Genomic DNA, 22,945 nt, shown 5'->3' on the forward strand with positions numbered 1-22,945 from the left:
GCAGGGGTTTGTAAACCAACATTTGGTTGCCGCGCATCAACGGCAGGACAATGTAACACTTGCAAAGTGCTGCCAAGCACCAGCGGCATCATTCCGAACGATAACATTTGCCTGCAGCGGAGCAGAGGCAAGCGCCCGTATCAAATACAAAGGCATGCCCTTGCACAAGTTCAGCGCAGGTTCAGTCGTATTTTTCAGACCTCAACTTTTCTGCTTCGTCCCACTACCGGGGTGAAGCAGAAAAGCGGGCTAAACATTCATCCGAAAAAATGAAAAGGAAACGGGTATTATTTGATATTTTCAAGAACATCCACCAGGTGTTTCCAGAATTTACCGGTGGTTTCAATGTCCAGCCGTTCGTCGGGAGAGTGGGCTCCGCGGATGGTGGGGCCAAAGGAAACCATGTCGAGGTGCGGATATTTTTCGAGGAACAAACCACATTCGAGTCCGGCGTGGATCGAACGCACAATGGGTTCGGTGGCAAATAGTTTTTTGTAGGAATCAACCGTTATTTTCAATACGTCTGAAGTTGGATTGGGTGCCCAACCCGGATAACCGTCGGTATGGCTTACCTTGGCTCCGGCCAGTTTGAAAACCGATTCGATGGTTTCGGCCGCATAATATTTCCGGCTTTCAATTTCGCTGCGCTGGCTGGTGGTTACCAAAATCTGATTGTCATCCAGGAACTTCACCGACGCCAGGTTGGAGGATGTTTCCACCATTCCTTCCATGCGCGAACTCATTTCCAGCACGCCATGCGGACAAGCATAAACGGCATTTAGCAGGTTCGATTGTGTGTCAGTGTCAATCACCGTTTTGGAAAGACTCACTTCTTCGCAATTTAGCTGAAGCTTGCTTTCGGCAAATTCAAATTCATTTTTGATGGCGGCAGAAAGCGTATCAAAAGCGGCCAGCACTTCCTTTTGTTTATCGGCAGGAACGGTTACAATGCCAAAAGCCTCGCGGGCAATAGCGTTGCGAAGGTTTCCTCCGTTAAAATCGGCAAGCCGGGCATTAAAATCGCGGGAGAATTTCCACAAAAAGCGGTTGAGAATCTTGTTGGCATTTCCACGGTTTTTGTGGATGTCGTCACCCGAGTGACCGCCCAATAAACCTGCGACAGAAATCTTCAAAGCAACGGAGTTGGCCGGAACTTCTTCTGCCCGGTAATCAAAAACAGCGATGGTATCTACACCGCCGGCGCAACCGATAAAAAGTTCGCCTTCGTCTTCCGAATCAAGATTGAGTAAAATATCGCCACTCAAAAAGCCCGGTTGAAGTTCAAAAGCACCGGTTAAACCGGTTTCTTCGTCCACTGTGATCAGGCATTCAATGGGCCCGTGTTGTATTTCGGTGGAAGTAAGCACCGCCAGCTGGGCAGCTATTCCAATGCCGCAGTCGGCTCCCAGCGTTGTTCCGTTGGCTTTTACCCAGCCATCCACCACCATCGGTTCAATGGCGTCGTTTTCGAAATCAAAAACCTTGTCCGAATTTTTTTCGCAAACCATGTCCATGTGCGTTTGCAGAATCACGGTGGGCGAATTTTCTCTTCCGGGGGTGGCTGGTTTTAAGATCAAGACATTTCCGATAGCGTCGGTTTTACTTTCCAAGCCGTTTTGAGACGCAAAATTGAGCAGAAACTGCCTGATCTTTTCCTCTTTTTTTGAAGGCCTTGGAACCTGGCAAATGGCTTCGAAATAATCAAACAGGGGCTGGGGTGTGAGTTGCGACAATGTTTTCATGAATAAGTTATTTCTGTCTGGTTTTAAAAAATCAGTTGAAGGTACAATAAAATGGATAAAAAATGGGATTATTCAGCATAACTGTCAGTGAAATTGCTTTTAACTTTTATGCTTGTCTTGCTTGGTCTGTACTTGCTGAGAATGTCGAAAAATAATCATTCTCACGATGTTTCAATACAACGAACATCGGGGCTTTGCCCCAAACCCCACTTCATTTTTTGGCTTGAACCAAAAAACGAAGCAATCCCGATAGCTATCGGGACAAGGCTGCGTCCGCTTCGCACGAAAAATTGGCGTTCGCACGGCTAAATCGTCCAAACTCGCTCGTCGCTCGCTCAAACAAGGACGATTTTTAACGCCGTCCTCACTGATTTTTCGTCCGTCAGCTGACGGACGAGGCCGACTGGCATAGCCATCTCAGCCTGGCATTGATAAAGAATCACCTCTTCTCCGGTTACTTGTTTTAATATGCAAGACTACCCGTAATCTTTTAGCCAATTTCTTTGGCATAACTGTGTTTGCCGGTATTCCAGCCCCGCTTCCCCAAATGTTTTTCGCCCGATTCAATGGCTCCGGTTTCTATTTCGGTTCCCATGGAATCGTTCCAGCGGTTGAGGTAGCCAAACAAGGCAACCACTCCTGTTATTTCCACAATTTCGCCTTCTTCCCAGTGTTCTCTGAGGTTTTCGGCAATTTCGTCGCTTACCGAATTCGGAACAGTAGAAGCCGCGAAAGCAAAATCAAGCGCGGCTCTTTCAGCCTCCGAGAACGATGCGTGTGTGCGGTACTCCCAAATATTGTTCATTTGCTCTTGCTCTGCACCGTATCTCTCGGCCGCCCGAATGGCATGGGCCTGACAATAGCGACACCCGGCAGTATTGCTGCTGATGTAGGCGATCATTCGTTTTAATGCACTGCTAACCCTGCCTTGGTTTTCCATTACAGCTTTGTTGAGCTCAATAAAAGCATAGGCAATTGCCGGGCGGTGATGCATGGTTTTTACACTGTTGGGGCAAAAGCCAAGGGTTTCTTCGTAAAACTCAATCAGTTTTTGCAATTCGGGATCCGACGCGCCGGATTTTGGATGCACAAGTGGCTGTTTCATAGTTTATAGCAAAATAAATAGGTGAAAAATAAGTGTTTACTCCCGGTCGTTCACTATGCCGTTTTGGCTGAGGAGAATGGCAAACGGTTTGGTTCCCGGAAATTCAGACATAATGATGATCAGAATTACGGTTATCGGAACGCTCAGCAACATTCCGGAAATTCCCCAGATCATTCCCCAGATAGCCAGCGTAAGAAAAACCACCAGCGGGCTAATGTTTAATGAGTTTCCCATCAGACGGGGTTCCAGCAGGTTTCCGACCACCATCTGGATGGCACCCACTACGGCCAATACCCACAAGCCCGGACCCAGTTCGCCAAATTGCAAAACAGCAAAGAGGGTAGGGAAAGCGGTGGCGATCAGCGAACCGATGGTGGGGATAAAATTCAGAATGAAAATCAGAAATGCCCAGAACAAGGGTGCATCTACACCGATAAAAAGCAGGGCCACATAACTGAGCACGCCGGTAATAATGCTGGTGAGGGTTTTCAGCGCAATATAGTTACCGATGGAGTGATCTATTTTGTTAACGAGGTCGTTCATGTGTTGGAATTTTTTATCATCGGGGTACATGGCCCGCAGCTTTTTGGGGAAGATGGGTTCTTCGAGCAAAATAAAAAGAAGGTAAAGCAGCACCGTAAAGGCGTTGCCAAAAAGCCCGGTTAGTGTTGAAAGCAGCGACGATAATATAGCTCCGAATTTGATGTCTTTGGAGAAATCTCCCAAAACCGAAACCAGGTCGATGTTAAACGTTTGGTTGATTTTTCCGGTGATGTTCTTCACATTGGCTTCGTACAAAGGCAAGGTTTTGGACAGCTGGGCAATGTTGCTGGAGATCATCGTGACGATCAGCACCAAAAAGCCTATCAAAACCAGTGTCGAGAAAAGCGTGAGTATCCAGCGTGGCAGGCGACCAATGAACTTTACCCTTGAAAGCAGTTTCTTAATGACCCGGATCAGGAACCAAAATAAAACGGCCAGTACAAAAGGGATAATGATCGTCTGTGCGTAAATACAAACAATTACGGCGATTACAAGAATCAGAAAAATGTAGATCTTTTTGCTGGTTTCCATAGAGCGTAGTTTAGAAAGCCAAAATACAAATGATTTCTGAAGAACAGGGAAGAGTGTCTGGTGGATTTGTATTTTTCGTTGGGTGGGTACTCCAAAATAGTTATTGACAAACCGATTAACCGGCTCCGAATACCCGATATACTTTGCCGGCTTTTTGCATGGTCTTATTATTTTCCAGGTATTGTAGTAACTTTAGAGAACGATAAACATGGTGCATTATGAATGAATATCTTACGTTCTCTCTTACTGTTTTTACCGGTTTCTTTGCTGTTATGAATCCACTTGCCAATACGCCCATTTTTTTGGGTCTCGTGGAAGGTGAAGATGAAAAAGCAAAACGTAGAATTGCCAAAACATCCACTGTTACGGCGTTTATTATCGTAGCGACATTTGTAGTAATGGGGAAATACATTTTCCAGATTTTTGGCATCACCATTCCTGCGTTTAAAATCACCGGTGGAATTCTGATTTTCTACATTGGTTTTGAAATGCTTATGTCGCAGAAGTCGAAAGTACATAACGCTGAAAGTAAGGAAGAAGAAGGTAGCATTGCCATTTCCCCGCTGGCCATTCCCATATTGGCTGGACCCGGAACCATTGTTACGGCCATGAATTTTGTTACAAAAGCCAATTTCCTGCACATTGCTATTGTTATTATTTTGTTTGCCTTGATCATTTATCTAACCTACCTGGCTTTTACCCTAAGTGAGGTGATTGTTAAGAAAGTGGGGCAAAACTTAATTGCGGTTATCGGAAAGATTATGGGGCTTATCCTTGCCATTATTGGAAGTGGAATGCTGATAGAAGGAATAAAGTTGGGGTTTGGTCTTGCAACGTAGTTTCGAATACTGCTTCAGCACTTAATAAGTAGAAAAAAGGATTGTCCTGATGATTCAGAACAATCCTCGGATTATTTTTTAGATCTTCTTGCCAATGTAAAATACATAGCCGTAAAAAGCCTTGTATTTGTGGTACAGTTGCTTCTCGTGCCGTTGGTTGGCAATAAATTCTTCGGCTGTTTTATTCCCTGCGTACTTTTTCAGGAAGATTTCATCAGCAACTGCCTGCGGTGCGTAGAAATGCTCGGTCCAGCAGTTATCGGGCAGAATAAAAGTAGCCACCGGAATGTAACCGGCGTTCTGCATTTGTGCTGCTTTTTTCGGAATCGTGTCTATTTGCGGGTAGGCATCCATCCAAAAATCCTCGATTTCGCGTGGCCGTTCATCGGTAAACCACGAAACTTCTGAAACGGCAATGTATCCACCGGTTTTCAGAAACTTTCGCCATTCGTTGAGTCCCCGTTCAAAGCCAATGTTGTAAATGGCGCCTTCCGACCAGATCAGATCCAGTTCCTCGTTCTGAAACGCAAGATTGTCCATGGACCCAACGATGCCTTTTACGCGGTTCTGAACCTTGGTTTTGCGCGCGTTTGCGTTGAACAGATCGATAAATTGGGGAAAGAGGTCAACCCCGGTAATCTGTCCTGAAGTGTGCGCTGCCAAAACCATTGTCTGGCCGCCGGTTCCGCAACCGATATCGGCCATGCGCGATTGGGGAGTGAGGCCTTCAACAAAACTCAGGGCCTTTTGGGTTACTTCGGGGCTTCCCGGGCCCTGGCGTTCTACATGGGTGAAATATTCGCAGATTAGCTGTAAGTCGAATTCGTGGATTGATTTATTTTCGTTACTCATGGTGTTTAAAATTAATGTGTATAAGAAGCATACGTTTTTGTTAAATGATTGCTTCGGTTGCTTATAAAAATAAAAAATGTAAAATGCCCCGAACAGGAATAAGTCCGGGTTCAAATAAGGGATAACCTTGGAAAAACTCCAAAGTTATTTACTTCACCAAATCCTTCTTAATTTTAGACATCCAATGTTTTTAGACGCAGCAAAGATAGAAATATCTTTTGTTAAATATTTCTTTTTCCTGGTTTTCTTATGTTAAGATTGAAGCCATTTATCTGGCTGTTTTCCTGTATCTCCAAATGGCGAGGCTCAGAAAAATGGTTCCGAGGATTAGCAGTGAAACAAATTCTTCCAGCAGATCAAAAAAGCCTGAACCTTTGAGCACCACGTGCCGCATAATCCGCATAAAGTAATAAATGGGATTGGCGCGGTCGAGCATTTGGGCCCAATGCGGCATGCTTTCAACGGGGGTGAAAATTCCGCCCATCAGAATAAAGATCATCATAAAGAAAAAGCTGATGAACATTACCTGTTGCTGGGTGTCGCTAACGGTTGAGATAAAAAGCCCAAGGCCGAGCACGCTGATCAGGTAAACGCTGGCCAAGCCAAAGAGCAGCCAAAGACTGCCAACAATCGGGAGGTCGAAAACGAGCCAGGCGATGAACAGTCCGAACGCAAGATCGAAAAGGGCGATGAGCCAGAACGGTACCAGCTTGCCGATAATAAACTGGTATTTTTTTACCGGTGTTACATTGAGTTGCTCAATGGTGCCCACTTCTTTTTCGCGTACCAGGTTCATCCCCGACATAAACATTCCGATAATGGTTACCAGTATTGCCAGGATTCCCGGTGCCATGTACCACTTGTAATCGAGTTCCGAATTGTACCAGTAATTTTCTGTAATCGAAATTTCTGTTGGTGGCGTAAAACTGGGAAGTCCTTTCCATTCCGCCACCAGGTTTTTATTGAAGTTGCCTATTATTTGGGCCGAGTATGAAAATATGAGTTGTGCTGTATTTCCGTCGATGGCATTTACCAGCAGTTGAATTTGGGCCTTGTCATCGCGTACCAGGTTGCGTTCCATACTGGGAGGGATTACCAGCACCACATCCGCGTCGTCGGTCAGCAGCATGTCTTCTCCAAAGCTTTCGTCCGGAACAGCGGTTTCGAGATGGAAAAACGGGATGCCGTCGAATTTGGCAATCAATTCGCGCGAGGTTTCCGAAAGGTCTTTGTCCACCACTACCATGTCGATCTTTTTCATGTCGAAAGTGGCCGCAAAAACAAGCACCAGCATTTGCAGCAGCGGCACTCCAAAAATCATCGGCAACATGGTGCGGTTCCGGAATATCTGCCGGAATTCTTTTTGTAATATGTATTTTATTGTTTTCATGCAGAAAGCCCCAAGTTATTAGCTACAAGCTACAAGTCTATTTTAAACTTTTTTGTAAGCCTGTAATCATTTTTTGTTCTTCTTGAACATCGTGTGTCAGTTCGTTGAATTTCTCGTCGTTAATGAATGAAAGTTTGTGCGCAATAATAATTTGTGTTTCAAGTTCGAATGAAGAGCCCAACGAAATATCAAGGAATCTGCTAAAATCTTTGTCTGAGTTTCTTCCGGAACCTTCGGCAATATTGGAGGGTATTGATACAGCTGAACGTCTCATTTGAGATGTCAGTCCATACAATTCTTCAGACGGGAAATTTTGAGATGTCTTGTATATGTCAACCACCAGGTTGATTCCTTTTTGCCATATTTTCAGGTGTTTAAAGTCTTTCATCATTTATTGTTTTAAGGTTACTATTGTGTTCTATCATAGAAACTTGCAGCTTGTAGCTAATAACTTGCAGCTATTCAAGCCGAATCTTAAATTTCTTCACACTCAGTGCAATAAAAAACAAGGTCATTCCGATTAAAACGGCAGTTTCCTGCCAAACAAATAAAATTCCGGTTCCTTTTAACATAATGGCGCGGATGATGGAAATGAAATACCTTGCCGGCATAATGTGGCTGACTACCTGCAATACTTCGGGCATGTTTTCAATGGGGTAAATAAAGCCCGAGAGAAGAATGGTTGGCAACATCAACACAATCATGGAAATAAACATGGCCGTCATTTGGCTTTTGGCAACGGTGGAGATGAAGATGCCCAGGCAAAGCGCCATGGCAATAAAAAGAATGGTTTCGAGCATGAGCAGGGTAAAACTTCCGAGAATCGGGACCCCAAAAACAAAGCGCCCCATTAATACAATTACAAATGCATTGGCAATGGATAACAAGAGGTAAGGCAATACTTTTCCGATAATGATTTGCATGGGGCGCAGGGGAGAAACCAGCAGTATTTCCATGGTTCCCAGTTCTTTTTCGCGGGTGATGGAAATGGAAGTCATCATCGCGGAAATCAACATCAGGATCAATGCCATTACTCCCGGAACAAACATATAGGCGCTTTTCATTTCTTCGTTGAAATACATGCGTACTTCGGGTTCAAGCTGCATGGGCAACTGAAGATTCGGATGCATCTTTTTTACGTAGTCGTTGATAATTCCGGAGGTGTAGGAAATGGCGAGCCGGGCCATGTTCGGATCCGATGCATCGGCGATCAGTTGTACATTGGCTTTGCCTTCTTTTGTGAGTTTTTCTCCAAAGTCGCTTTCAAAAACAATCACCTCTTTTACTTTTCCCAGGCGGAAAACAGACTCGATATCGTTGATGTTTTCCAGGTTTTTCTCCAGAATGAAATAGCCCGATGAAAGAATTTTGTTGGTTATTTTCTGCGTGGTTTCATCTTTGGCCTGGTCGTAAATGGCAATGTGTATGTCCTGTATTTCGTTTTTGATAACGGTTCCGAAAATCAGCAGCTGCGCAATCGGAATAAAGAAAAGTACCATTATCGTTCGCGGATCGCGAAAAATGTGGTAGAATTCCTTTCTTATAAATGATTTGAGTTGTTTCATTTTTTTAGTTTTTAGCTTCTAGCTGCAAGCTGCAAGCTTTTTCTCTTGAGGCTCGTAGCTCATCGCTATCTTGCTATTTTTAAAAACACTTCATCCATATTATTGGCATTGTATTTTTCCTTTAGTTTTCCGGGGGTGTCGAGCGCTTCAATTTTGCCGGCGTCCATAATGGAAACGCGGTTGCAATATTCGGCTTCGTCCATGTAATGAGTGGTCACAAACACCGTAATCCCGTTATTCGAAGCCTCGTAAATCAGGTCCCAGAATTTTCTGCGGGTCACAGGATCCACTCCGCCGGTGGGCTCGTCGAGAAACACAATTTTAGGTTCGTGGAAAATGGCCACCGAAAATGCCAGTTTTTGTTTCCACCCCAGTGGTAACCCGGAGATCAGTTTTTTTCGGGCGCTTTCCATTTCCAGTTTCTCCAGCAATTCGGCTTCTTTTTCCTTTGCTTTTTTAGAAGGAATCCCATAAATACCTGCATACAACCGGATGTTTTCGGAAACAGTCAGGTCTTCGTACAGCGAAAACTTCTGGCTCATGTAGCCGATATTTTTTTTGATCTTCTCTGTTTCGCGGTAAATGTCGTAACCGGCAATTTTTATGTCGCCGGAAGTAGGGGTGGAGAGTCCGCACAAAATCCGGATGGCAGTGGTTTTTCCGGCACCGTTTGCTCCCAAAAAACCGAAAATCTCGCCCCTGTACACATCAAAAGTAAGGTGGTCGTTTGCTGTAAACGCTCCGAATTTCTTGACCAGGTTTTTGACTGTTATTATTTTATCCATCTTTTTTACTGTAAACTGCGACTGTAAACTGTGACTATCAGCTGCAACTGCTCACAGCGATTGTAAACTCATAAACACATCTTCAATTCCGGGATGTATCTCTTCTACGATTACATCGGTATGTTTTCGTTCGGTCAGGAATTTATCGAGTTCGCTTATTTCCACTTCGTCATTGACACCGGTAAAATGCACAAACTGCCCAAACGCAAACACTGACTCCGCTTTGGGGAACGACCTCAGATCCTGTATCAGGCGAAACATGTCTTCGGAATGCACCTGGATGATTTTTCTTGGAAATTTCTCGGTGATCCTAGAGGGAGAGTCAACGTCCAGAATCGTTCCTTTTTGGATCAGCGCTACACGGTCGCAAAGCGAAGCCTCGTCCATGTAAGGAGTCGATACCAGAATGGTAATTCCTTTTTGTTGCAGCGCCTTCAGCATCTCCCAGAATTCTTTTCTCGATACCGCATCCACTCCCGTTGTAGGTTCGTCCAGTATCAGAATTTTGGGTTTGTGAATCAGCGCACACGATAAGGCCAGCTTTTGTTTCATTCCGCCGGAAAGTTTACCGGCCCGCCGGGTTTTAAAGGGCTCAATCTGGTAATAAATATCGCGGATGAGGTCGTAGTTTTCTTCGATTGTCGTTCCAAATACGGTGGCAAAAAAGTGAAGGTTTTCTTCTACGCTCAGGTCCTGGTACAGCGAAAACCGGCCGGGCATGTAGCCTACAATGTGCCTTATTTTTTTGAAATCTTTCACCACATCCAGTTCATTCATTTTTGCTTCGCCGGAATCGGGCAGGAGCAAGGTCATCAGAATCCGCATAAGGGTGGTTTTTCCCGCACCGTCAGGACCAATTAATCCAAACAGTTCCCCTTTTTCAACGCTTAGCGAAATCTCCTTCAGCGCCTGAATGTCGTTGTAGGATTTTGATATGTTTTTAATTTCTATCATTCTTGCTAGTGTTCAGTCTCAGTTTTCAGTCAGAAGTCTTTGCTGCTTCCAAATTTTTCCGGGTTATTCATCATGAAGTTCAATAGTTTGCCAATTTCAACACACTCATTGTAAAAACTTTTGTGTATACCAGCATCTAAATATTTGCAGGCGAGTGCAAAATCGAGCCATGAAGCTGTTTCACTGTTTTCGCCATCTGAATCCGTTAGCTTGCTCAGGAAATGTTTTGGATAACGTCTCTTTCGATAAGCCTCGGCAATATTGGTACATGTTGATCTTGAAGATCTGCGGATTTGATCTGTAAGAGAATAGGTTTCTTCTTTGGGAAATGATTTTGAAACCTCAAAAATATCCATAGCAAGTTTAAATGCTTTTTGATAAACGATTAACTCTTTGAAATCCATACTCTTTTAATTTATGTTAGCCATCTGTTTACTGTGACTGTTTACTGAGACTGGCGACTGCGACTACTCACTGCCAACTCACTTCCCCCGGCATACCGATTTTTAGCGTTCCGTCGTTTTTAACGGCCACTTTTACCGCGTACACCAGTTTTACCCTTTCTTCTTTTGTTTGGATGATTTTTGGGGTGAACTCAGCTTCCGATGAAATCCAGGTAACTTCGCCTGAAAGTGTTTGGTTTTCCGTTTCCGATTTATCGATCAGAACATTTACCTGCTGTCCGATTTTTACATTTGGAAGCTGTGCGCCGCTTACATACACTTTTAGCGTCAGCACATCCAGATCAGCAATTTTAAACAGAGGTTTCCCGGGTGTTGCCAGCTCTCCCTGTTCTACATAGGTTTCCAGAATAGTCCCGCTCACCGGCGACTTGACAGTACATCTGGTCAACAGATCTTTGGTTGTTTCCTGCTGAGCTTCCAGTACTTCCAGTTCTTTATTTACCGAAACAAACTGCGTTCGGGTACTTTCAATCTGCTTTTGAATAACACTGATCTGGCCGCTAATATCATCCAGTTGCTTTTGCGTGGCAGCCTGGTCTTTGACCATTTTTGCCACCCGCTCTTCATTAATTTTCAGTGTTTTAATCTGTTCTTCAAAAACTCCGATTTGTGACTGAATCGATTGACGCCTGGCAATAACTGCGGCTTTTTGTGCTTCCAGTTGCTGAAGTTTCAGATGAACCTGGACGGTATCGATGACAGCCGAAATAAAGTCCTTGCCGATCTTCTGGCCTTTCTCAATCGTTAACTGAAGAATTTTTCCCGATGACTCAGAAGAAACAATCACCGGATCGGCTTCAAAATTGCCGAAAGCATCCGATTTCTCGTCTGTACTGCTACAGCTGAAGAGCACGACTGAAATCAATATCATTAATAAATTTCGTTTCATATTATTCTGATTTTTTGTTCTTTTAATTACTACTGAAAACTGTGACTGAGAACTGAGATTGCTTACTTCCTGTTTTTCCCTGAATAAGGCGATACTTTTCTTTTGCTTCGTTCAGCTGAATTTGATGAAGTTCCCGATTCAGTTTGGCAATGGTTTCGGCCTGTACATCCTGAATGTAATCTGATGTTGTAATTGTTTCGTTTTCCAGCTTTGAGGCGGATGTTTGGGCAATTTCAGCGCGCAATGCCACCATTTTTGAATCGGTCTCCATCAATTTTTCCAGCTTGGCGATCTGTTCGTTTTGCTGAACAAGCAGCAGTTGAATATTTTGAGTAAATGTTTCTTCCTGGCGGGTGATCCTGTCGGATTGAAGGTGGAGCATTTGTTTTTCGCGGTTGGTTTTCTTCCAGTCAAAAACATTCCATGACAAACCAACTCCAACCATATAATAAGAATCAAACTTGTCATTCAGCATGTTTAATCCGGGGCGTCCGTAGCCGGCCTGTCCAAATCCGAATAATTTGGGATTTCGGGTTTTGGTAAGAAGATCCGACTGTTTTTCGAGCTGGTTTTTCTGAGCCGAAAAAAGTTCCTGTTCGGGCCGTGTTAGGTCTCCGTTAAAATCGACAGGTAAGGTATTGAATAGTAATTTTGAGTCACTAGAAATGGTTCTCCCGGTTAAAACTGAAAGCATTCGGGTAGCCGTTCTTTTGGCAGCATCCAGCTGCAGATCGCTTTGGTCGAGGTTCAGAATCTCGGCTTCCAGTTCCAACGCAGCCGATTTTTCAATAACCTGGTTTCGAACACCGGATTCAACTTTTCTCAGCTTTTCCTGTAACACTTTCTTTTGCTGGGCCAGCACTTCCCTTTGCTTGTCTACCGCCAGTGCCGTAAAAAAGGCCTGCGAAACCTGTTCGTTCAGTTTGTAAACCTCCACTTCCACCTGGCTCAGGTTGCTTTGCAAAATCGCATCTTCCAATTCCGCGTTGGCCTGAGTAACTCCGCCGTCCCAAATGCTTTGCTTTAATTCAGCATAGGCTTTGTATTGATCTTTTGCAACGCTTGGCACCGAAACATTGGGCACCGAAATGCCAATGTGCGTTACATCCGACTGGTAAGTTGCCTGGCCGTTCAGGGTAACCGTTGGCAGATGGTTCGTTTGATTGTTCTCCTTCCTAAGCGAAGTAATTTCTGTCCATATTTCTGCCTGCTTCAGGTTCGGATAATTCTCCCTTGCCCAGCTGTAGCAGTCGTTCAGGGAGACCTCGTTCTGCGCGAAGACAAATTGCACGGGGAGCAGCAATAAGATGATCAGCTTCCTCATTTTATTAAAATTGAATTTAATACAAACTCTGTGACTGTTTTTTTCCGCCTTTCAATAAATGCTTTGTAGGCGGCTTTGTCGTTTTCAAAAAACATGATCGTTATCAGCGGCCCGGCGGCAATCGGGAAAATGCTAAGGCCAAGTATGTTGACCAAAATGTCACGCGGGTCCATCCGGCGGATTTTTCCTGCGTCCATTTCCTTTTCGAACATGGCAATCACTTCTGTGGGGTTTACGCCGCTGCCTTTGATTATTTTTGCAAGAAAATCCGGGTTTCGGTTCATTTCCTTGAGAATGAAAGTGGGTAAAAACGGGTTCTTTTGTAAAAGATCGATGTAGGTTTCAACAAACATACCCAGCTTTTCTTCCAGTGGCCGTTCCGAACGAACCATCGTCATCAGGTTGGGAAATATTTGCGAAAATACTTTGGTGAAAATGGCATTGAACAGTTTTTCCTTTGTGCGAAAGTAGTAGTGAAGCAAGGCTTTGTTGATTCCGGCTTCATCGGCAATTGCCTGCATACGTGCACCATCCATTCCTTTTTCGATAAACACATTCTGAGCGGCATTCAGAATTTTTTCTTCGGTATTGTCTTTTTTAAGATCGTTCATTATGCAAATAGTTTAACTTTTTGATTTAACCAACTGGTCAAAAATAAAGCAAATAATTTATTTGACCAAATAATTTAACCAAATAGTTAAAAGTGGATTTTGTAGTCGGTGATTTCGCTTCTCTCGTTGAGTACTTTTTTCCGTTTTCCGGATTACGTTCTATTTGTAAATCCATGCACTTTTCGGGGTAGAGTGATTTTCCAAAATTCTTCTACCTTTACTAACGGATAAACCAACAAAATCAAAAAGAATATGAATTCAATCAAGAAATGTGGCGTATTATCGATGGTAGTTTTGTCGATGGTATTGACTGCCTGTACGTCTAAACCTAAGGCACAGAAGGCGGAAGAAACAAAGTCGGCCGAAAACTGGATACAGTTGTTTAACGGAAAAGATCTGAACGACTGGGATATTAAGTTCAAGGGGGAAGAGCTGGGAGTGAATTACAACAATACTTTCAGGGTGGAAGATGGTTTACTTCGGGTTTCGTACGATAATTGGGAGGGATGGAACGGTAAATTTGGTCACATTTTTTACAAAGGCGAATTTTCGCATTACAAGCTCCGGGTTGAGTATCGTTTTGTGGGCGACCAGATAAAAGGTGGTCCCGGTTGGGCATATCGGAACAACGGGTTGATGCTTCACGGGCAAAGTGCCGAATCGATGGAACTGGACCAGGATTTTCCGACTTCGATTGAAGTGCAGCTGCTGGGAGGAAACGGAACAGACGACCGGCCTACGCTGAATGTTTGCACGCCGGGAACAAACATTGTAATGGACGGGCTTCTAACTGAACAACATTGCATGAGTTCGGATTCAAAGACTTTTCACGGCGATCAGTGGGTTACGGTTGAAGTGGAGGTTTACGGAGGCGATGTAATACGGCATTTGATCGACGGCAAAGAGGTGCTGTCGTACGAAAAACCACAGTACGATCCGAAAGATAAATACGCGCAAACACTGATTCCTGAAAACGGTGATCTCATCATAACCAAAGGATCGATTTCTTTGCAGGCCGAAAGCGGGCCGACTGATTTCCGAAAAGTGGAATTGCTGGTGCTTGAATAACAATACGATTAAATACAAGCAGGAAGCCGGTTTCGTCAGGAGCTGGCTTTTTCTTTTAGTGCCCTCCGGTTGGCATAGTTAAGCGACAGCAAGGACAAGGCGATAATGGCCATTCCGGTTAATGAAACCGTATCAGGCTTTTCGTTTTCCATGATCAGCCAGCTAAGCGCTGCTCCTGAAACCGGGATAAGAAATTTCCATACATTGAGCAATGAAACTTTTACGCCCGGACGTTTTAGGAGCGAATTCCAAATGGTAAAAGCGGCAGCCGACAAAAAGCTAAGCCAGGCCAGTGCGTACCAGTATTTGGGTGGGAAGGGGCCTAAATGAATACCTTCTACCGGAACCGATACCACCGATAGCAATATTCCGCCAATCATTAATGAGGTAGAGCTTATTACTGCAGGCGATATCCCTTGTGAATGTTTGGAAACGAGTACGTTGGAGTAGCCGGCAACCAGGTTGTTGACCAGCAGCAGTGCAATTCCAAGCCATTCGAGGGTACCTTTCATTTCCACGCCGGAGCGGCCAAGGGTGATCACTGCAATTCCTGCCACCCCAATCAAAATACTGCCTGTTTTAAGTGGTGTCATTTTATCGTTGTGAAAGGAAAAATGGGCGACCAATGCGATAAACATGGGTTGCGAGCCAATGATCATGGCGGCAAGCGAGCTTGGAAGCAGGTTTATGCCGCTGTAAAACAGGGAATACTGGATAAAAGTCTGTATCAGCGAAAGCTTGAGAATGAATTTTAGGTTTGCTTTTAGTTCGGCAAAATACCGTGCAGGTTTTCCAAAGTACAGGAAAATGAGTATTCCGGAGATAAAAAAACGTACGCCGGCAAATTGCAGCGGAGTGTGGTAGGTAAGCCCGATTTTAACCCCCACAAAAGCTGTTGACCAAAGCCAGCAAGCAATAATGGCGAGAAAAGTGGTGCTTTTTATAATATTTTTCATACGGTTTTCTGAAGCGCAAAGATTAGAAAATTAACAGAATAAAAGAGGTTATGTTTAAAATTAGAACACAATGTAGAAATATTCTATAAAACGAACGGCTGCCTTTTGAAAATGGGTGGGTTCGTGCCTGAAATCTTTTTTTACACTTTTAAAAAAAATTAAATTGGCACCTCAAATTACAGATATGGCAAAAAGAATCATCAACAATTACGCAGAATTTGAAGCCCTTCTCGGTGAGGTTATCGGGGTTTCGGATTATGTTCAGATAACCCAGGAACAAATCGATAAGTTTGCGGACGCAACCATGGACCACCAGTGGATCCATACCGACCCGGAACGCGCAGCCAAAGAATCGCCTTTTGGGAGTACCATTGCACATGGTTATTTGTCGCTTTCGATGCTAACTTATTTGTGGTACAATGTGGTAGATGTTCGCAATGTGAAAATGATTGTGAATTACGGTATCGAGAGTCTTCGTTTCCAGTCGCCAGTGAAGGTGAACGACCGGATTCGGGCTACTGTTTCGCTGAACGACATTAAAAATTTAAGAGGGATTGCCCGGGTGCAGGTAAAAATTGTGGTGGATATTGAAGGAGAGAAGAAACCTGCTTACGATGCGTTGGTGAATTTCCTGTATCATTTTGAATAGCAAAACGGAACAAGATAGATTGAAGCAATGAGATTTAAGCGGCAGCTTAAATCTCATTCTTTTTTATTTTGTCAAGTAAACCCTCGCACGAATCTTCCAACAAGTCTAAAACCAGTTCAAAACCATCGGCTCCCCCGTAATACGGGTCGGGTACTTCGTCGTAATCAAATGCCTGGCTGAAATCGGTCATTTTATAAATTTTACCCAGATCAGCTGTGCCGCTAGCCATTCGCTTCAGGTTCTCGATGTTGCTGTCGTCCATCCCGATAATCATATCGAAATAGTCGAAATCGGTTTTCGGATCGAACTTGCGGCTGAGGCTGGTTAAATTAAAGCCACGTTTGATGGCGTGTGACTGCATTCTCCGGTCGGCAGGCTCGCCGGCATGCCAGCCCGAAGTTCCGGCTGAATCCACTTCAAAATCAGCCAATACTCCTTCTTTTTTGATAACACCGTTAAAAACAGCCTCGGCACTGGGCGACCGGCAAATGTTACCAAGACACACAAATAATATCTTTTTCTTTTCCATAATTTATTAGCTACAAGCTACAAGACACAAGCGCAAGTTGAACAACTGTTCACTGCGACTGAACACTGAATACTATTCCTCCGAGTTCCATATTTCGTAGGCACGGCGGGCTTGCCCGAGTAACATATCGTATCCGTTTTTCACGGTGGCGCCTTTTTCTTTTCCTTTGGCCATAAACTGCGTTACCTCGGGGTTGTAAACCAGGTCGAAAAGTAAATGTTTATCCGTGATAAATTCGTACGGAATGTTGGGGAAGGTTTCCACTTTAGGATAGGTTCCCAGCGGAGTGGCGTTAATGATGAGCATGCGTTCCTGCATCATTTTTTCGTCGATATCTTCGTAGCGAATTTCCTTTTCCTTCAACTCTTCAATAGATGCAGAGACGTATTCGATGCCCAGTTTTGTCAGCACATATTTCAAGGCCTTGGAAGCTCCTCCCGTGCCCAGGATCAGCGCTTTTTTGTGGTGTGCTTTCAGCAATGGCGACAGCGAAGTCTCAAAACCATAGGTGTCGGTGTTAAAACCTTTCAGGTGTACCGAATCGCCGCTTCTTGTTACTTTGATGGTATTTACTGCCCCGATTTCGCGGGCCGAGTCGTTCAAATCATCGAGGTACGGAATTACCTGCTCTTTGTACGGGATGGTTACGTTGAAACCGATCACTTCCGGATTGCTTTTTACCACCTCCGGAAATTTGGTGATGCTGTCGATCTCAAAATTATCGTAAGTGGAGTCGATCTTTTCTGTTTCAAACTTTTCCGTAAAAAAACGTTTTGAAAAAGAATGGGTGAGCGGGTATCCGAGTAGTCCGTATTTTTTCATGAGTCTGTTTTTAATTTCCATGTAAAATATGCAATGTTCAATATCCAAACTTCTTAACTGATTTGTGTCGTTTTTTGTTGAGGATCCAGTGGCAAAAATTGGATATGGGTTATTATTTCTTTTACACCTATTGTTTGTCTGCTGACTGTCAGCTGCGACTGTCTACTTTTTTAGCTTGTTTCCGATGCCTTCCACAACAAAAATGAGTACAAAGCCAACTACAGCCAGTGCAATGGCACCAAGCATCCAGGCTTCGTGACCGGTAATTTGTTCGTAGGTTCCCGGAAGGATGTTTCTTTCCGCAATGGGTTTTAGTTCGCCGTGGCGGTCAATGATTGTTTCGGTTACTTCTTTCCACGGCCAAACCTTGTTGAGCGAACCCACCATAAAACCGGCCAACATTGCAATGGTCAGGTTGTGGTATTTTTTCAGCAGCCACGAAAGTGCGTTCGAGAACGAAATGATGCCGATGGCGGCACCTGCCATAAATGTTAGGAGAACGGCAATGTTCATGTCGCCAACGGCACCGAGAATAAATTTATACATGCCCAGCAAAACCAGGATGAAACTACCGGAAATACCCGGAAGGATCATGGCGCAAATGGCGATCATGCCCGAAACAAAAACAAACCAGTAGGCGGTATTGGCTTCGGCAGGGCTGATAACCGTTATGGCAAAAGCAACCGCTATTCCAATCAGTCCGGAAATAATGGTGCCTGCATTCCATGTTTTTATGGCACGCGCCACATAAATGGCGGAGGCTACGATCAGACCAAAAAAGAAGGACCAAACAAGAATAGGGTAGTGAGTTAGTAAATACTCGAGCCCTTTTGCGAACGAAAAAATACTGATCCCGATTCCTGCCACCACGCTCACCAGGAAAGTACCGTTAATGGCTTTCCAGAATTCGGCGAACTGGCCGGTAAAAAACAGTTTCACTGCTTTCAGGTTGATCGATTTTATAGAGTTGATAAGCTCTTCGTAAATTCCGGTGATAAAAGCGATGGTTCCGCCCGAAACACCCGGCACCACATCGGCGGCGCCCATGCCCATTCCTTTGAGCACTAAAAGGAGGTAATCTTTTGTTGATCTGTTCATATTAAAACATGATTATTGGAAATTGAACATTGGCATTTCATTATTCAGCAATGAATAATCCGTATTCGATGCTCAATTTTAATGAGGTGCCAAAATACAAAATATAGGGTACATGGAAAGAGAAAGCCGCTATTTTTCTCCTTTTCTGAATTCGTCCACCACTTTTTTCAGGCGTTTGCTTTTTAACGACTTCGGATAGATATCAAACAGGTAGTTGATGTTGCCAAAATCCTGCTTCATAGCCACCTTTAACCAGTCAAAAGCTTCTTTCTGGTTTTTATCTTCGAGTAACAAGGCAACCAGACGGTATTTCAGCATAGAATCGTCGTTCTTTTCAATTGCTTTTTTTATTACTTCGATCGCCTGTTCTTTCTCGTCCTCTTTGCGGTAAAGCTCTGCCCAGGTCAGCCAGATTTCCGTATTTTCAGAATCGATCTTAGCTCCTTGTTTAAAAGCTTTCAGGGCCTCCGGAGCTTTTTCTGCGTCGGTGTAAACCTTGCCAAGAGTGAGCCAGTATTCCGAGTTTTCCTTGTCGAGTTTTATGGCTTTGCGGATAAAAACAACCGCCTCGTCAAACTTCTGCTCGATCCACATAATCAACCCGATCCCAAACCACGCCGTATCGTTTTCGGGATTTATGTTAACCGCTTTCTGGTAATGGTATTCCGATTTCAGGCTGTTGTCGAGGTTGAGCCAGCACTCGCCAATGTAACAATAGGCATCATCGTTATCGGGTTCGAGTTCGAGGTATTCCTCGTATTTTGCAATGGCCTCTTCAAAGCGGCCGGCATTGGCCAGCGCATTTCCGATATTGAAAAGCGCCATGTTGAAATTCTCGTTAATCGCCAGTACATACTCGTAAGCTTCAATGGCTTTGTCGTGCATGTCGGCTTTATTGAACACAATTCCCAGGTTAAACCAGGCGGTGTAGTTGTAAGTATCGTTATCGATAAAGCGGTTGTAGTACTCAATGCTGCTTTCGTAATCGCCCAGTTGGTCGCTGAAAAAAGCAAGGTCATACAAAACCATGTCGTTGTTTGGATTGTATTTCAGCGCTTCCTCAAAATAAGAAATCGCTTTTTTCATCTCGCCAATTTGAATGTACGCCGATGCAATGTGATAAAGAATTTCATCCTCTTCATCGTCGGCAAATTTTACGGCTTTTTTGAATGATTTCTGGGCTTTGATTTCATTTCCCATGATCAACCAAGCCGAACCTTTCAGTAAATGAACATCCGGGTTGTTGGTTTCCACCTGTTCAGCGAAGTCGAGGTACTGGTGAGCCAGGTTGTATTTTCCTTTGCTGATCAGTATCTGGGCATATTTCAGCTGAAGCGGAATAGCATTGGGATGTATCTGAATGCCTTGCTGAATAGCTATTTCCGAAGAATTAATATCGCCTTCTTCCATTAGCTGCTCCGCAATTCCTTCGAATTCCGATACATCAAAATATTTTTTTCTACCTGAAACAAGTGAGCTTTTAAATCGCTTAACAGCTTCACTCATATCTTCTTCCCTGTAATTATCTCTTTCCTCGTTCATTACCCCAAATGAGTTCGCGAAATTAATAATTAAGCCGTAAACACAAAAACAGAATTAGAGATGTTGTTCGCGCAACAAGTCGTTCACTGTTTTTACGGGATTAAAAGTCTCTACCGGCACTTCCACAAACAATGTGTTCCAATTGCTCATGGCGCCGTTCCACAGCCCTGGGAGTTCCTGAGCCTTCAGTTCTTTTCCGTCTTTTGATTTTTGGGAAATAAAACCGGTTTCAGGATCGGTATATTTTCTAAGATCGTATTTTTCTCCTTTGTAATTTTTGACTGCACAAACCAAATCAACCGGGTTGAAATGTGTTGCGTTTTTGGCAATGTTTTGCTGCTGCACACTTTCAGGGTCGATCTGCGAACTTTCCACTACCTGCAACGAAACGGTTCCGTCCTGGTTCATTGCCCAAAATGGTCCTCCGCCGGGTTCGCCTTCGTTACGTACCATTCCGCACACACGCAGCGGGCGGTTTACCTTTTCTTTCAGGTAATGATACAATTCGTCTTTTTCTGTGTAGTACTGGTTCGATGCCGGCTTGGTATTCATGGTGTTTTCCAGGAAATTGGCCACTTCGGCCAGAAAACCGCTCTGCAACGCCACCGGATGCTTTTCATTCAGCTCTTTCTGGTAGATAAACAGTTTCTGCTGATGTTTTAGCAACACGCCCGCCAATGCTTTTTTGTAATCGACCGTTGCCTGTTTTAGGCGGTCGGGTACCACATTGTCGATGTTTTTGATGAAAATTATGTCTGCGTTAAGGTCGTTCAGGTTCTCGATAAGCGCCCCATGCCCTGCCGGGCGGAAAAGCAGACTGTCATCCGGATTCCGGAATGGTTCGTTGGCCAGATCAACCGCAATGGTGTCGGTGGCCGGTTTTTGCTGACTAAACGTAATGTCGAAGTTTACTCCGAGTTCTTCTTCGTATTTTTCTTTTACATCAGACAATAACGCTTCAAAGCCTTCCTGGTGCTCGGGCGAAACCGTAAAATGTATTTTTACCGTACCCGACAAGTCGCAGGCATATTTTGCTCCTTCGGCCAAATGTTCTTCAAACGGCGTTCTGGCTCCTGTTTCGTAGGAATGGAACTTTAACAGCCCTTTGGGTTTTGAACCATAATCCAGCCCCTTGGCCGAAAGCAGGTATTCAACCTTGTTGGTGGCATTCAGCTCTGCTCCGTCAGCCTCAATGGCCGTTGTTAAATCTTTGGCAAACGCAAATTTATCCAGTCCTTCGAGGTATTGCTTTACATCTTTGTTTTTACTGATGACTTCTTCTTCCGAAGTTTTAGCAAAGGCTTCCAAACCTTCGAAAAGCGCTTTGAACATACGGCTGGCTGCGCCCGAAGCAGGCACAAATTTCAGCGGTTTAATACCGCCGGCCACTTTTTCGTCGTATAAGGCGATTCGTTTTGCCAGGTTTTCCGGGTTAAGCCGGATAATGCCGTTGTCTACTGAAGCAGCTTCCCGGATGGGTAAATAAGGAAAGCCTTTTTTGAAATTTTCGATTTGCGTCAGAACAGTATGTAATTCACTCCCACGTTGCCTGATCTGTTTTTTATCCTTTTCTGAGAACATAATCTGTCAATTATCTGAAAATAAAAATAGGCATAAGAAACCTGAATCGAAACGGATTTGCGGGAAGAATGCTTTAAAGTTTTCAAGACCTGTTGATAAGTTTCTGCCTACAGACAGGTCCTTCCGAATTTTGTCTACTTTTGCGCCATCAATTAACTGCCAATGGGTGAAACAGTTTATAGTTGGGGGCACGGACGCAGGTACAACGATTTTCCTACGTATTTCAGAGCGCTTTTTTCGGAGCGGGTGCAAAAGGTTTCGATCGATGCAGGTTTTACCTGTCCGAATCGTGATGGATCAAAAGGAAAGGGTGGATGTACGTATTGTAATAACAAAACTTTCAAGCCTACGTATTGCAACCTGGAAAACAGTGTCAGCAGCCAGGTGCAGAAAGGCATTGATTTCTTTGCCCGGAAATACGAGGCGATGAAGTTTTTGGCCTATTTTCAGGCTTACACCAACACTTATGCGCCGCTCGACGATTTAAAACGTTTGTACGAAGAGGCGCTGGAACACCCAAAAATTATCGGGTTGGTTATCTCCACCCGGCCCGATGCAGTTTCGAATGAGTTGCTGGATTACCTGGCCGAATTGAGCAAGAAAGTATACGTGATGGTAGAGTTTGGGCTGGAATCGCACCTCGACCGCACGTTGGAAAGCATTAACCGCGGACATAGTTTTTCTGAATCGGTGTGGGCGCTGGAAGAAACGGCCAAACGTGGCATTAATAACTGTGCACACATGATTGTCGGTCTTCCGGGCGAGAGCCGAGAAGAGCTGCTTGACCAGGCAAGGACTGTATCGCAGTTACCGGTGAAGAACCTGAAATTACATCAGCTTCAAATTCATCACGGTACTATTCTGGAACGGCAATACAGCGAAAATCCCGAACAGTTTCAGCTTTATACAGCCGAAGAATACATCGAACTGGTGGTAGATTACCTGGAGTTGCTCAATCCTGCAATCATCGTAGAGCGATTTATAAGCCAGGCACCGCCCGATATGCTGATCGCACCCAAATGGGGGCTCAAAAACTTTGAATTTGTAGCCAAAGTGGAAAAACGTCTTGCCGAACGAAATACCTGGCAGGGGAGGTTATTTTAGCT

At 44.3% G+C, this 22,945-nt stretch carries 23 protein-coding genes; 4 read left to right on the top strand and 19 right to left on the bottom strand.

Going from position 1 to position 22,945, the window contains the following annotated elements:
- Positions 1–287: 287 nt before the first annotated feature.
- The 3 genes from INQ51_RS15665 to INQ51_RS15675 all read right to left on the bottom strand — a co-directional run bounded on the left by INQ51_RS15665 (position 288) and on the right by INQ51_RS15675 (position 3,921).
- Positions 288–1,742 (bottom strand): aminoacyl-histidine dipeptidase, encoded by a 1,455-nt coding sequence (locus INQ51_RS15665; protein ID WP_233378896.1) that lies wholly within the window; start codon positions 1,740–1,742, stop codon positions 288–290.
- A 490-nt stretch (positions 1,743–2,232) separates the two neighbouring features.
- Complete coding sequence (locus INQ51_RS15670; RefSeq protein WP_233378897.1) at positions 2,233–2,847, bottom strand: carboxymuconolactone decarboxylase family protein; 615 nt, start codon at positions 2,845–2,847, stop codon at positions 2,233–2,235.
- 36 nt (positions 2,848–2,883) lie between these two features.
- Positions 2,884–3,921, bottom strand: a complete 1,038-nt coding sequence (locus tag INQ51_RS15675; RefSeq protein WP_233378898.1) for an AI-2E family transporter — start codon at positions 3,919–3,921, stop codon at positions 2,884–2,886.
- 218 nt (positions 3,922–4,139) lie between these two features.
- Here INQ51_RS15675 and INQ51_RS15680 point away from each other — a divergent pair, with 218 nt between their 5' ends.
- Positions 4,140–4,760, top strand: coding sequence for a MarC family protein (locus INQ51_RS15680; protein WP_233378899.1), 621 nt, complete (start codon positions 4,140–4,142; stop codon positions 4,758–4,760).
- Between the two features lie 78 nt (positions 4,761–4,838).
- Here the strand turns inward: INQ51_RS15680 and INQ51_RS15685 are convergent, their stop codons facing one another.
- The 10 genes from INQ51_RS15685 to INQ51_RS15730 form a co-directional block, all read right to left on the bottom strand.
- On the bottom strand, positions 4,839–5,612 hold the full coding sequence (locus INQ51_RS15685; RefSeq protein WP_233378900.1) for a class I SAM-dependent methyltransferase: 774 nt from the start codon (positions 5,610–5,612) through the stop codon (positions 4,839–4,841).
- 268 nt (positions 5,613–5,880) lie between these two features.
- Positions 5,881–7,002, bottom strand: a complete 1,122-nt coding sequence (locus INQ51_RS15690) for an ABC transporter permease (protein WP_233378901.1) — start codon at positions 7,000–7,002, stop codon at positions 5,881–5,883.
- 37 nt (positions 7,003–7,039) lie between these two features.
- A complete protein-coding gene (locus INQ51_RS15695; protein WP_233378902.1) occupies positions 7,040–7,390 on the bottom strand; it encodes a four helix bundle protein in 351 nt (116 codons plus the stop codon).
- A 70-nt stretch (positions 7,391–7,460) separates the two neighbouring features.
- Positions 7,461–8,567 carry an ABC transporter permease gene (locus INQ51_RS15700; RefSeq protein ID WP_233378903.1) on the bottom strand — a complete coding sequence of 369 codons (1,107 nt, stop codon included), beginning with the start codon at positions 8,565–8,567 and terminating at the stop codon, positions 7,461–7,463.
- Between the two features lie 65 nt (positions 8,568–8,632).
- Positions 8,633–9,352 (bottom strand): ABC transporter ATP-binding protein, encoded by a 720-nt coding sequence (locus INQ51_RS15705; protein WP_233378904.1) that lies wholly within the window; start codon positions 9,350–9,352, stop codon positions 8,633–8,635.
- Between the two features lie 51 nt (positions 9,353–9,403).
- Positions 9,404–10,306 (bottom strand): ABC transporter ATP-binding protein, encoded by a 903-nt coding sequence (locus INQ51_RS15710; protein WP_233378905.1) that lies wholly within the window; start codon positions 10,304–10,306, stop codon positions 9,404–9,406.
- Positions 10,307–10,335: 29 nt separating this feature from the next.
- Entirely contained in the window at positions 10,336–10,710 is a 375-nt protein-coding gene (locus INQ51_RS15715; RefSeq protein WP_233378906.1) for a four helix bundle protein, read from the bottom strand.
- 67 nt (positions 10,711–10,777) lie between these two features.
- Positions 10,778–11,659, bottom strand: a complete 882-nt coding sequence (locus tag INQ51_RS15720) for an HlyD family secretion protein (RefSeq protein ID WP_233378907.1) — start codon at positions 11,657–11,659, stop codon at positions 10,778–10,780.
- A 22-nt stretch (positions 11,660–11,681) separates the two neighbouring features.
- The gene (locus tag INQ51_RS15725) at positions 11,682–12,983 is read right to left on the bottom strand and encodes a TolC family protein (RefSeq protein WP_233378908.1); all 1,302 of its coding nucleotides are present in this window, start codon (positions 12,981–12,983) and stop codon (positions 11,682–11,684) included.
- On the bottom strand, positions 12,980–13,594 hold the full coding sequence (locus tag INQ51_RS15730) for a TetR/AcrR family transcriptional regulator (RefSeq protein ID WP_233378909.1): 615 nt from the start codon (positions 13,592–13,594) through the stop codon (positions 12,980–12,982). The genes INQ51_RS15725 and INQ51_RS15730 overlap by 4 nt, the downstream gene beginning before the upstream one ends.
- Before the next feature lie 252 nt (positions 13,595–13,846).
- On the opposite strand from INQ51_RS15730, the gene INQ51_RS15735 reads away from it, so the two are divergent.
- Positions 13,847–14,662, top strand: a complete 816-nt coding sequence (locus tag INQ51_RS15735) for a DUF1080 domain-containing protein (RefSeq protein ID WP_233378910.1) — start codon at positions 13,847–13,849, stop codon at positions 14,660–14,662.
- Between the two features lie 35 nt (positions 14,663–14,697).
- Here INQ51_RS15735 and INQ51_RS15740 read toward each other — a convergent pair whose 3' ends face one another.
- Complete coding sequence (locus INQ51_RS15740; protein WP_233378911.1) at positions 14,698–15,618, bottom strand: DMT family transporter; 921 nt, start codon at positions 15,616–15,618, stop codon at positions 14,698–14,700.
- Positions 15,619–15,802: 184 nt separating this feature from the next.
- Here INQ51_RS15740 and INQ51_RS15745 point away from each other — a divergent pair, with 184 nt between their 5' ends.
- Positions 15,803–16,267, top strand: coding sequence for a MaoC family dehydratase (locus INQ51_RS15745; protein ID WP_119440188.1), 465 nt, complete (start codon positions 15,803–15,805; stop codon positions 16,265–16,267).
- 46 nt (positions 16,268–16,313) lie between these two features.
- Here the strand turns inward: INQ51_RS15745 and INQ51_RS15750 are convergent, their stop codons facing one another.
- From INQ51_RS15750 to INQ51_RS15770, 5 genes are all read right to left on the bottom strand, one after another.
- Positions 16,314–16,796, bottom strand: coding sequence for a low molecular weight protein-tyrosine-phosphatase (locus tag INQ51_RS15750; protein ID WP_233378912.1), 483 nt, complete (start codon positions 16,794–16,796; stop codon positions 16,314–16,316).
- A gap of 72 nt (positions 16,797–16,868) precedes the next feature.
- The gene (locus INQ51_RS15755) at positions 16,869–17,618 is read right to left on the bottom strand and encodes a shikimate dehydrogenase family protein (protein ID WP_233378913.1); all 750 of its coding nucleotides are present in this window, start codon (positions 17,616–17,618) and stop codon (positions 16,869–16,871) included.
- A 162-nt stretch (positions 17,619–17,780) separates the two neighbouring features.
- On the bottom strand, positions 17,781–18,716 hold the full coding sequence (locus INQ51_RS15760; protein ID WP_233378914.1) for a DUF368 domain-containing protein: 936 nt from the start codon (positions 18,714–18,716) through the stop codon (positions 17,781–17,783).
- A 129-nt stretch (positions 18,717–18,845) separates the two neighbouring features.
- On the bottom strand, positions 18,846–20,258 hold the full coding sequence (locus tag INQ51_RS15765; protein ID WP_233378915.1) for a tetratricopeptide repeat protein: 1,413 nt from the start codon (positions 20,256–20,258) through the stop codon (positions 18,846–18,848).
- Positions 20,259–20,312: 54 nt separating this feature from the next.
- Positions 20,313–21,839, bottom strand: a complete 1,527-nt coding sequence (locus tag INQ51_RS15770) for a DUF4301 family protein (RefSeq protein ID WP_233378916.1) — start codon at positions 21,837–21,839, stop codon at positions 20,313–20,315.
- Between the two features lie 162 nt (positions 21,840–22,001).
- On the opposite strand from INQ51_RS15770, the gene INQ51_RS15775 reads away from it, so the two are divergent.
- A complete protein-coding gene (locus tag INQ51_RS15775; protein WP_233378917.1) occupies positions 22,002–22,943 on the top strand; it encodes a TIGR01212 family radical SAM protein in 942 nt (313 codons plus the stop codon).
- Positions 22,944–22,945 lie beyond the last annotated feature (2 nt).

It is taken from the genome of Maribellus sp. CM-23, assembly GCF_021354595.1.
Classification (GTDB): domain Bacteria; phylum Bacteroidota; class Bacteroidia; order Bacteroidales; family Prolixibacteraceae; genus Draconibacterium.

Coding starts and splice junctions, on each gene's coding strand:
- INQ51_RS15665 (WP_233378896.1), bottom strand. CDS start 1,742: ATGAAAACATTGTCGCAACTCACACCCCAGCCCCTGTTTGATTATTTC.
- INQ51_RS15670 (WP_233378897.1), bottom strand. CDS start 2,847: ATGAAACAGCCACTTGTGCATCCAAAATCCGGCGCGTCGGATCCCGAA.
- INQ51_RS15675 (WP_233378898.1), bottom strand. CDS start 3,921: ATGGAAACCAGCAAAAAGATCTACATTTTTCTGATTCTTGTAATCGCC.
- INQ51_RS15680 (WP_233378899.1), top strand. CDS start 4,140: ATGAATGAATATCTTACGTTCTCTCTTACTGTTTTTACCGGTTTCTTT.
- INQ51_RS15685 (WP_233378900.1), bottom strand. CDS start 5,612: ATGAGTAACGAAAATAAATCAATCCACGAATTCGACTTACAGCTAATC.
- INQ51_RS15690 (WP_233378901.1), bottom strand. CDS start 7,002: ATGAAAACAATAAAATACATATTACAAAAAGAATTCCGGCAGATATTC.
- INQ51_RS15695 (WP_233378902.1), bottom strand. CDS start 7,390: ATGAAAGACTTTAAACACCTGAAAATATGGCAAAAAGGAATCAACCTG.
- INQ51_RS15700 (WP_233378903.1), bottom strand. CDS start 8,567: ATGAAACAACTCAAATCATTTATAAGAAAGGAATTCTACCACATTTTT.
- INQ51_RS15705 (WP_233378904.1), bottom strand. CDS start 9,352: ATGGATAAAATAATAACAGTCAAAAACCTGGTCAAGAAATTCGGAGCG.
- INQ51_RS15710 (WP_233378905.1), bottom strand. CDS start 10,306: ATGATAGAAATTAAAAACATATCAAAATCCTACAACGACATTCAGGCG.
- INQ51_RS15715 (WP_233378906.1), bottom strand. CDS start 10,710: ATGGATTTCAAAGAGTTAATCGTTTATCAAAAAGCATTTAAACTTGCT.
- INQ51_RS15720 (WP_233378907.1), bottom strand. CDS start 11,659: ATGAAACGAAATTTATTAATGATATTGATTTCAGTCGTGCTCTTCAGC.
- INQ51_RS15725 (WP_233378908.1), bottom strand. CDS start 12,983: ATGAGGAAGCTGATCATCTTATTGCTGCTCCCCGTGCAATTTGTCTTC.
- INQ51_RS15730 (WP_233378909.1), bottom strand. CDS start 13,594: ATGAACGATCTTAAAAAAGACAATACCGAAGAAAAAATTCTGAATGCC.
- INQ51_RS15735 (WP_233378910.1), top strand. CDS start 13,847: ATGAATTCAATCAAGAAATGTGGCGTATTATCGATGGTAGTTTTGTCG.
- INQ51_RS15740 (WP_233378911.1), bottom strand. CDS start 15,618: ATGAAAAATATTATAAAAAGCACCACTTTTCTCGCCATTATTGCTTGC.
- INQ51_RS15745 (WP_119440188.1), top strand. CDS start 15,803: ATGGCAAAAAGAATCATCAACAATTACGCAGAATTTGAAGCCCTTCTC.
- INQ51_RS15750 (WP_233378912.1), bottom strand. CDS start 16,796: ATGGAAAAGAAAAAGATATTATTTGTGTGTCTTGGTAACATTTGCCGG.
- INQ51_RS15755 (WP_233378913.1), bottom strand. CDS start 17,618: ATGAAAAAATACGGACTACTCGGATACCCGCTCACCCATTCTTTTTCA.
- INQ51_RS15760 (WP_233378914.1), bottom strand. CDS start 18,716: ATGAACAGATCAACAAAAGATTACCTCCTTTTAGTGCTCAAAGGAATG.
- INQ51_RS15765 (WP_233378915.1), bottom strand. CDS start 20,258: ATGAACGAGGAAAGAGATAATTACAGGGAAGAAGATATGAGTGAAGCT.
- INQ51_RS15770 (WP_233378916.1), bottom strand. CDS start 21,839: ATGTTCTCAGAAAAGGATAAAAAACAGATCAGGCAACGTGGGAGTGAA.
- INQ51_RS15775 (WP_233378917.1), top strand. CDS start 22,002: ATGGGTGAAACAGTTTATAGTTGGGGGCACGGACGCAGGTACAACGAT.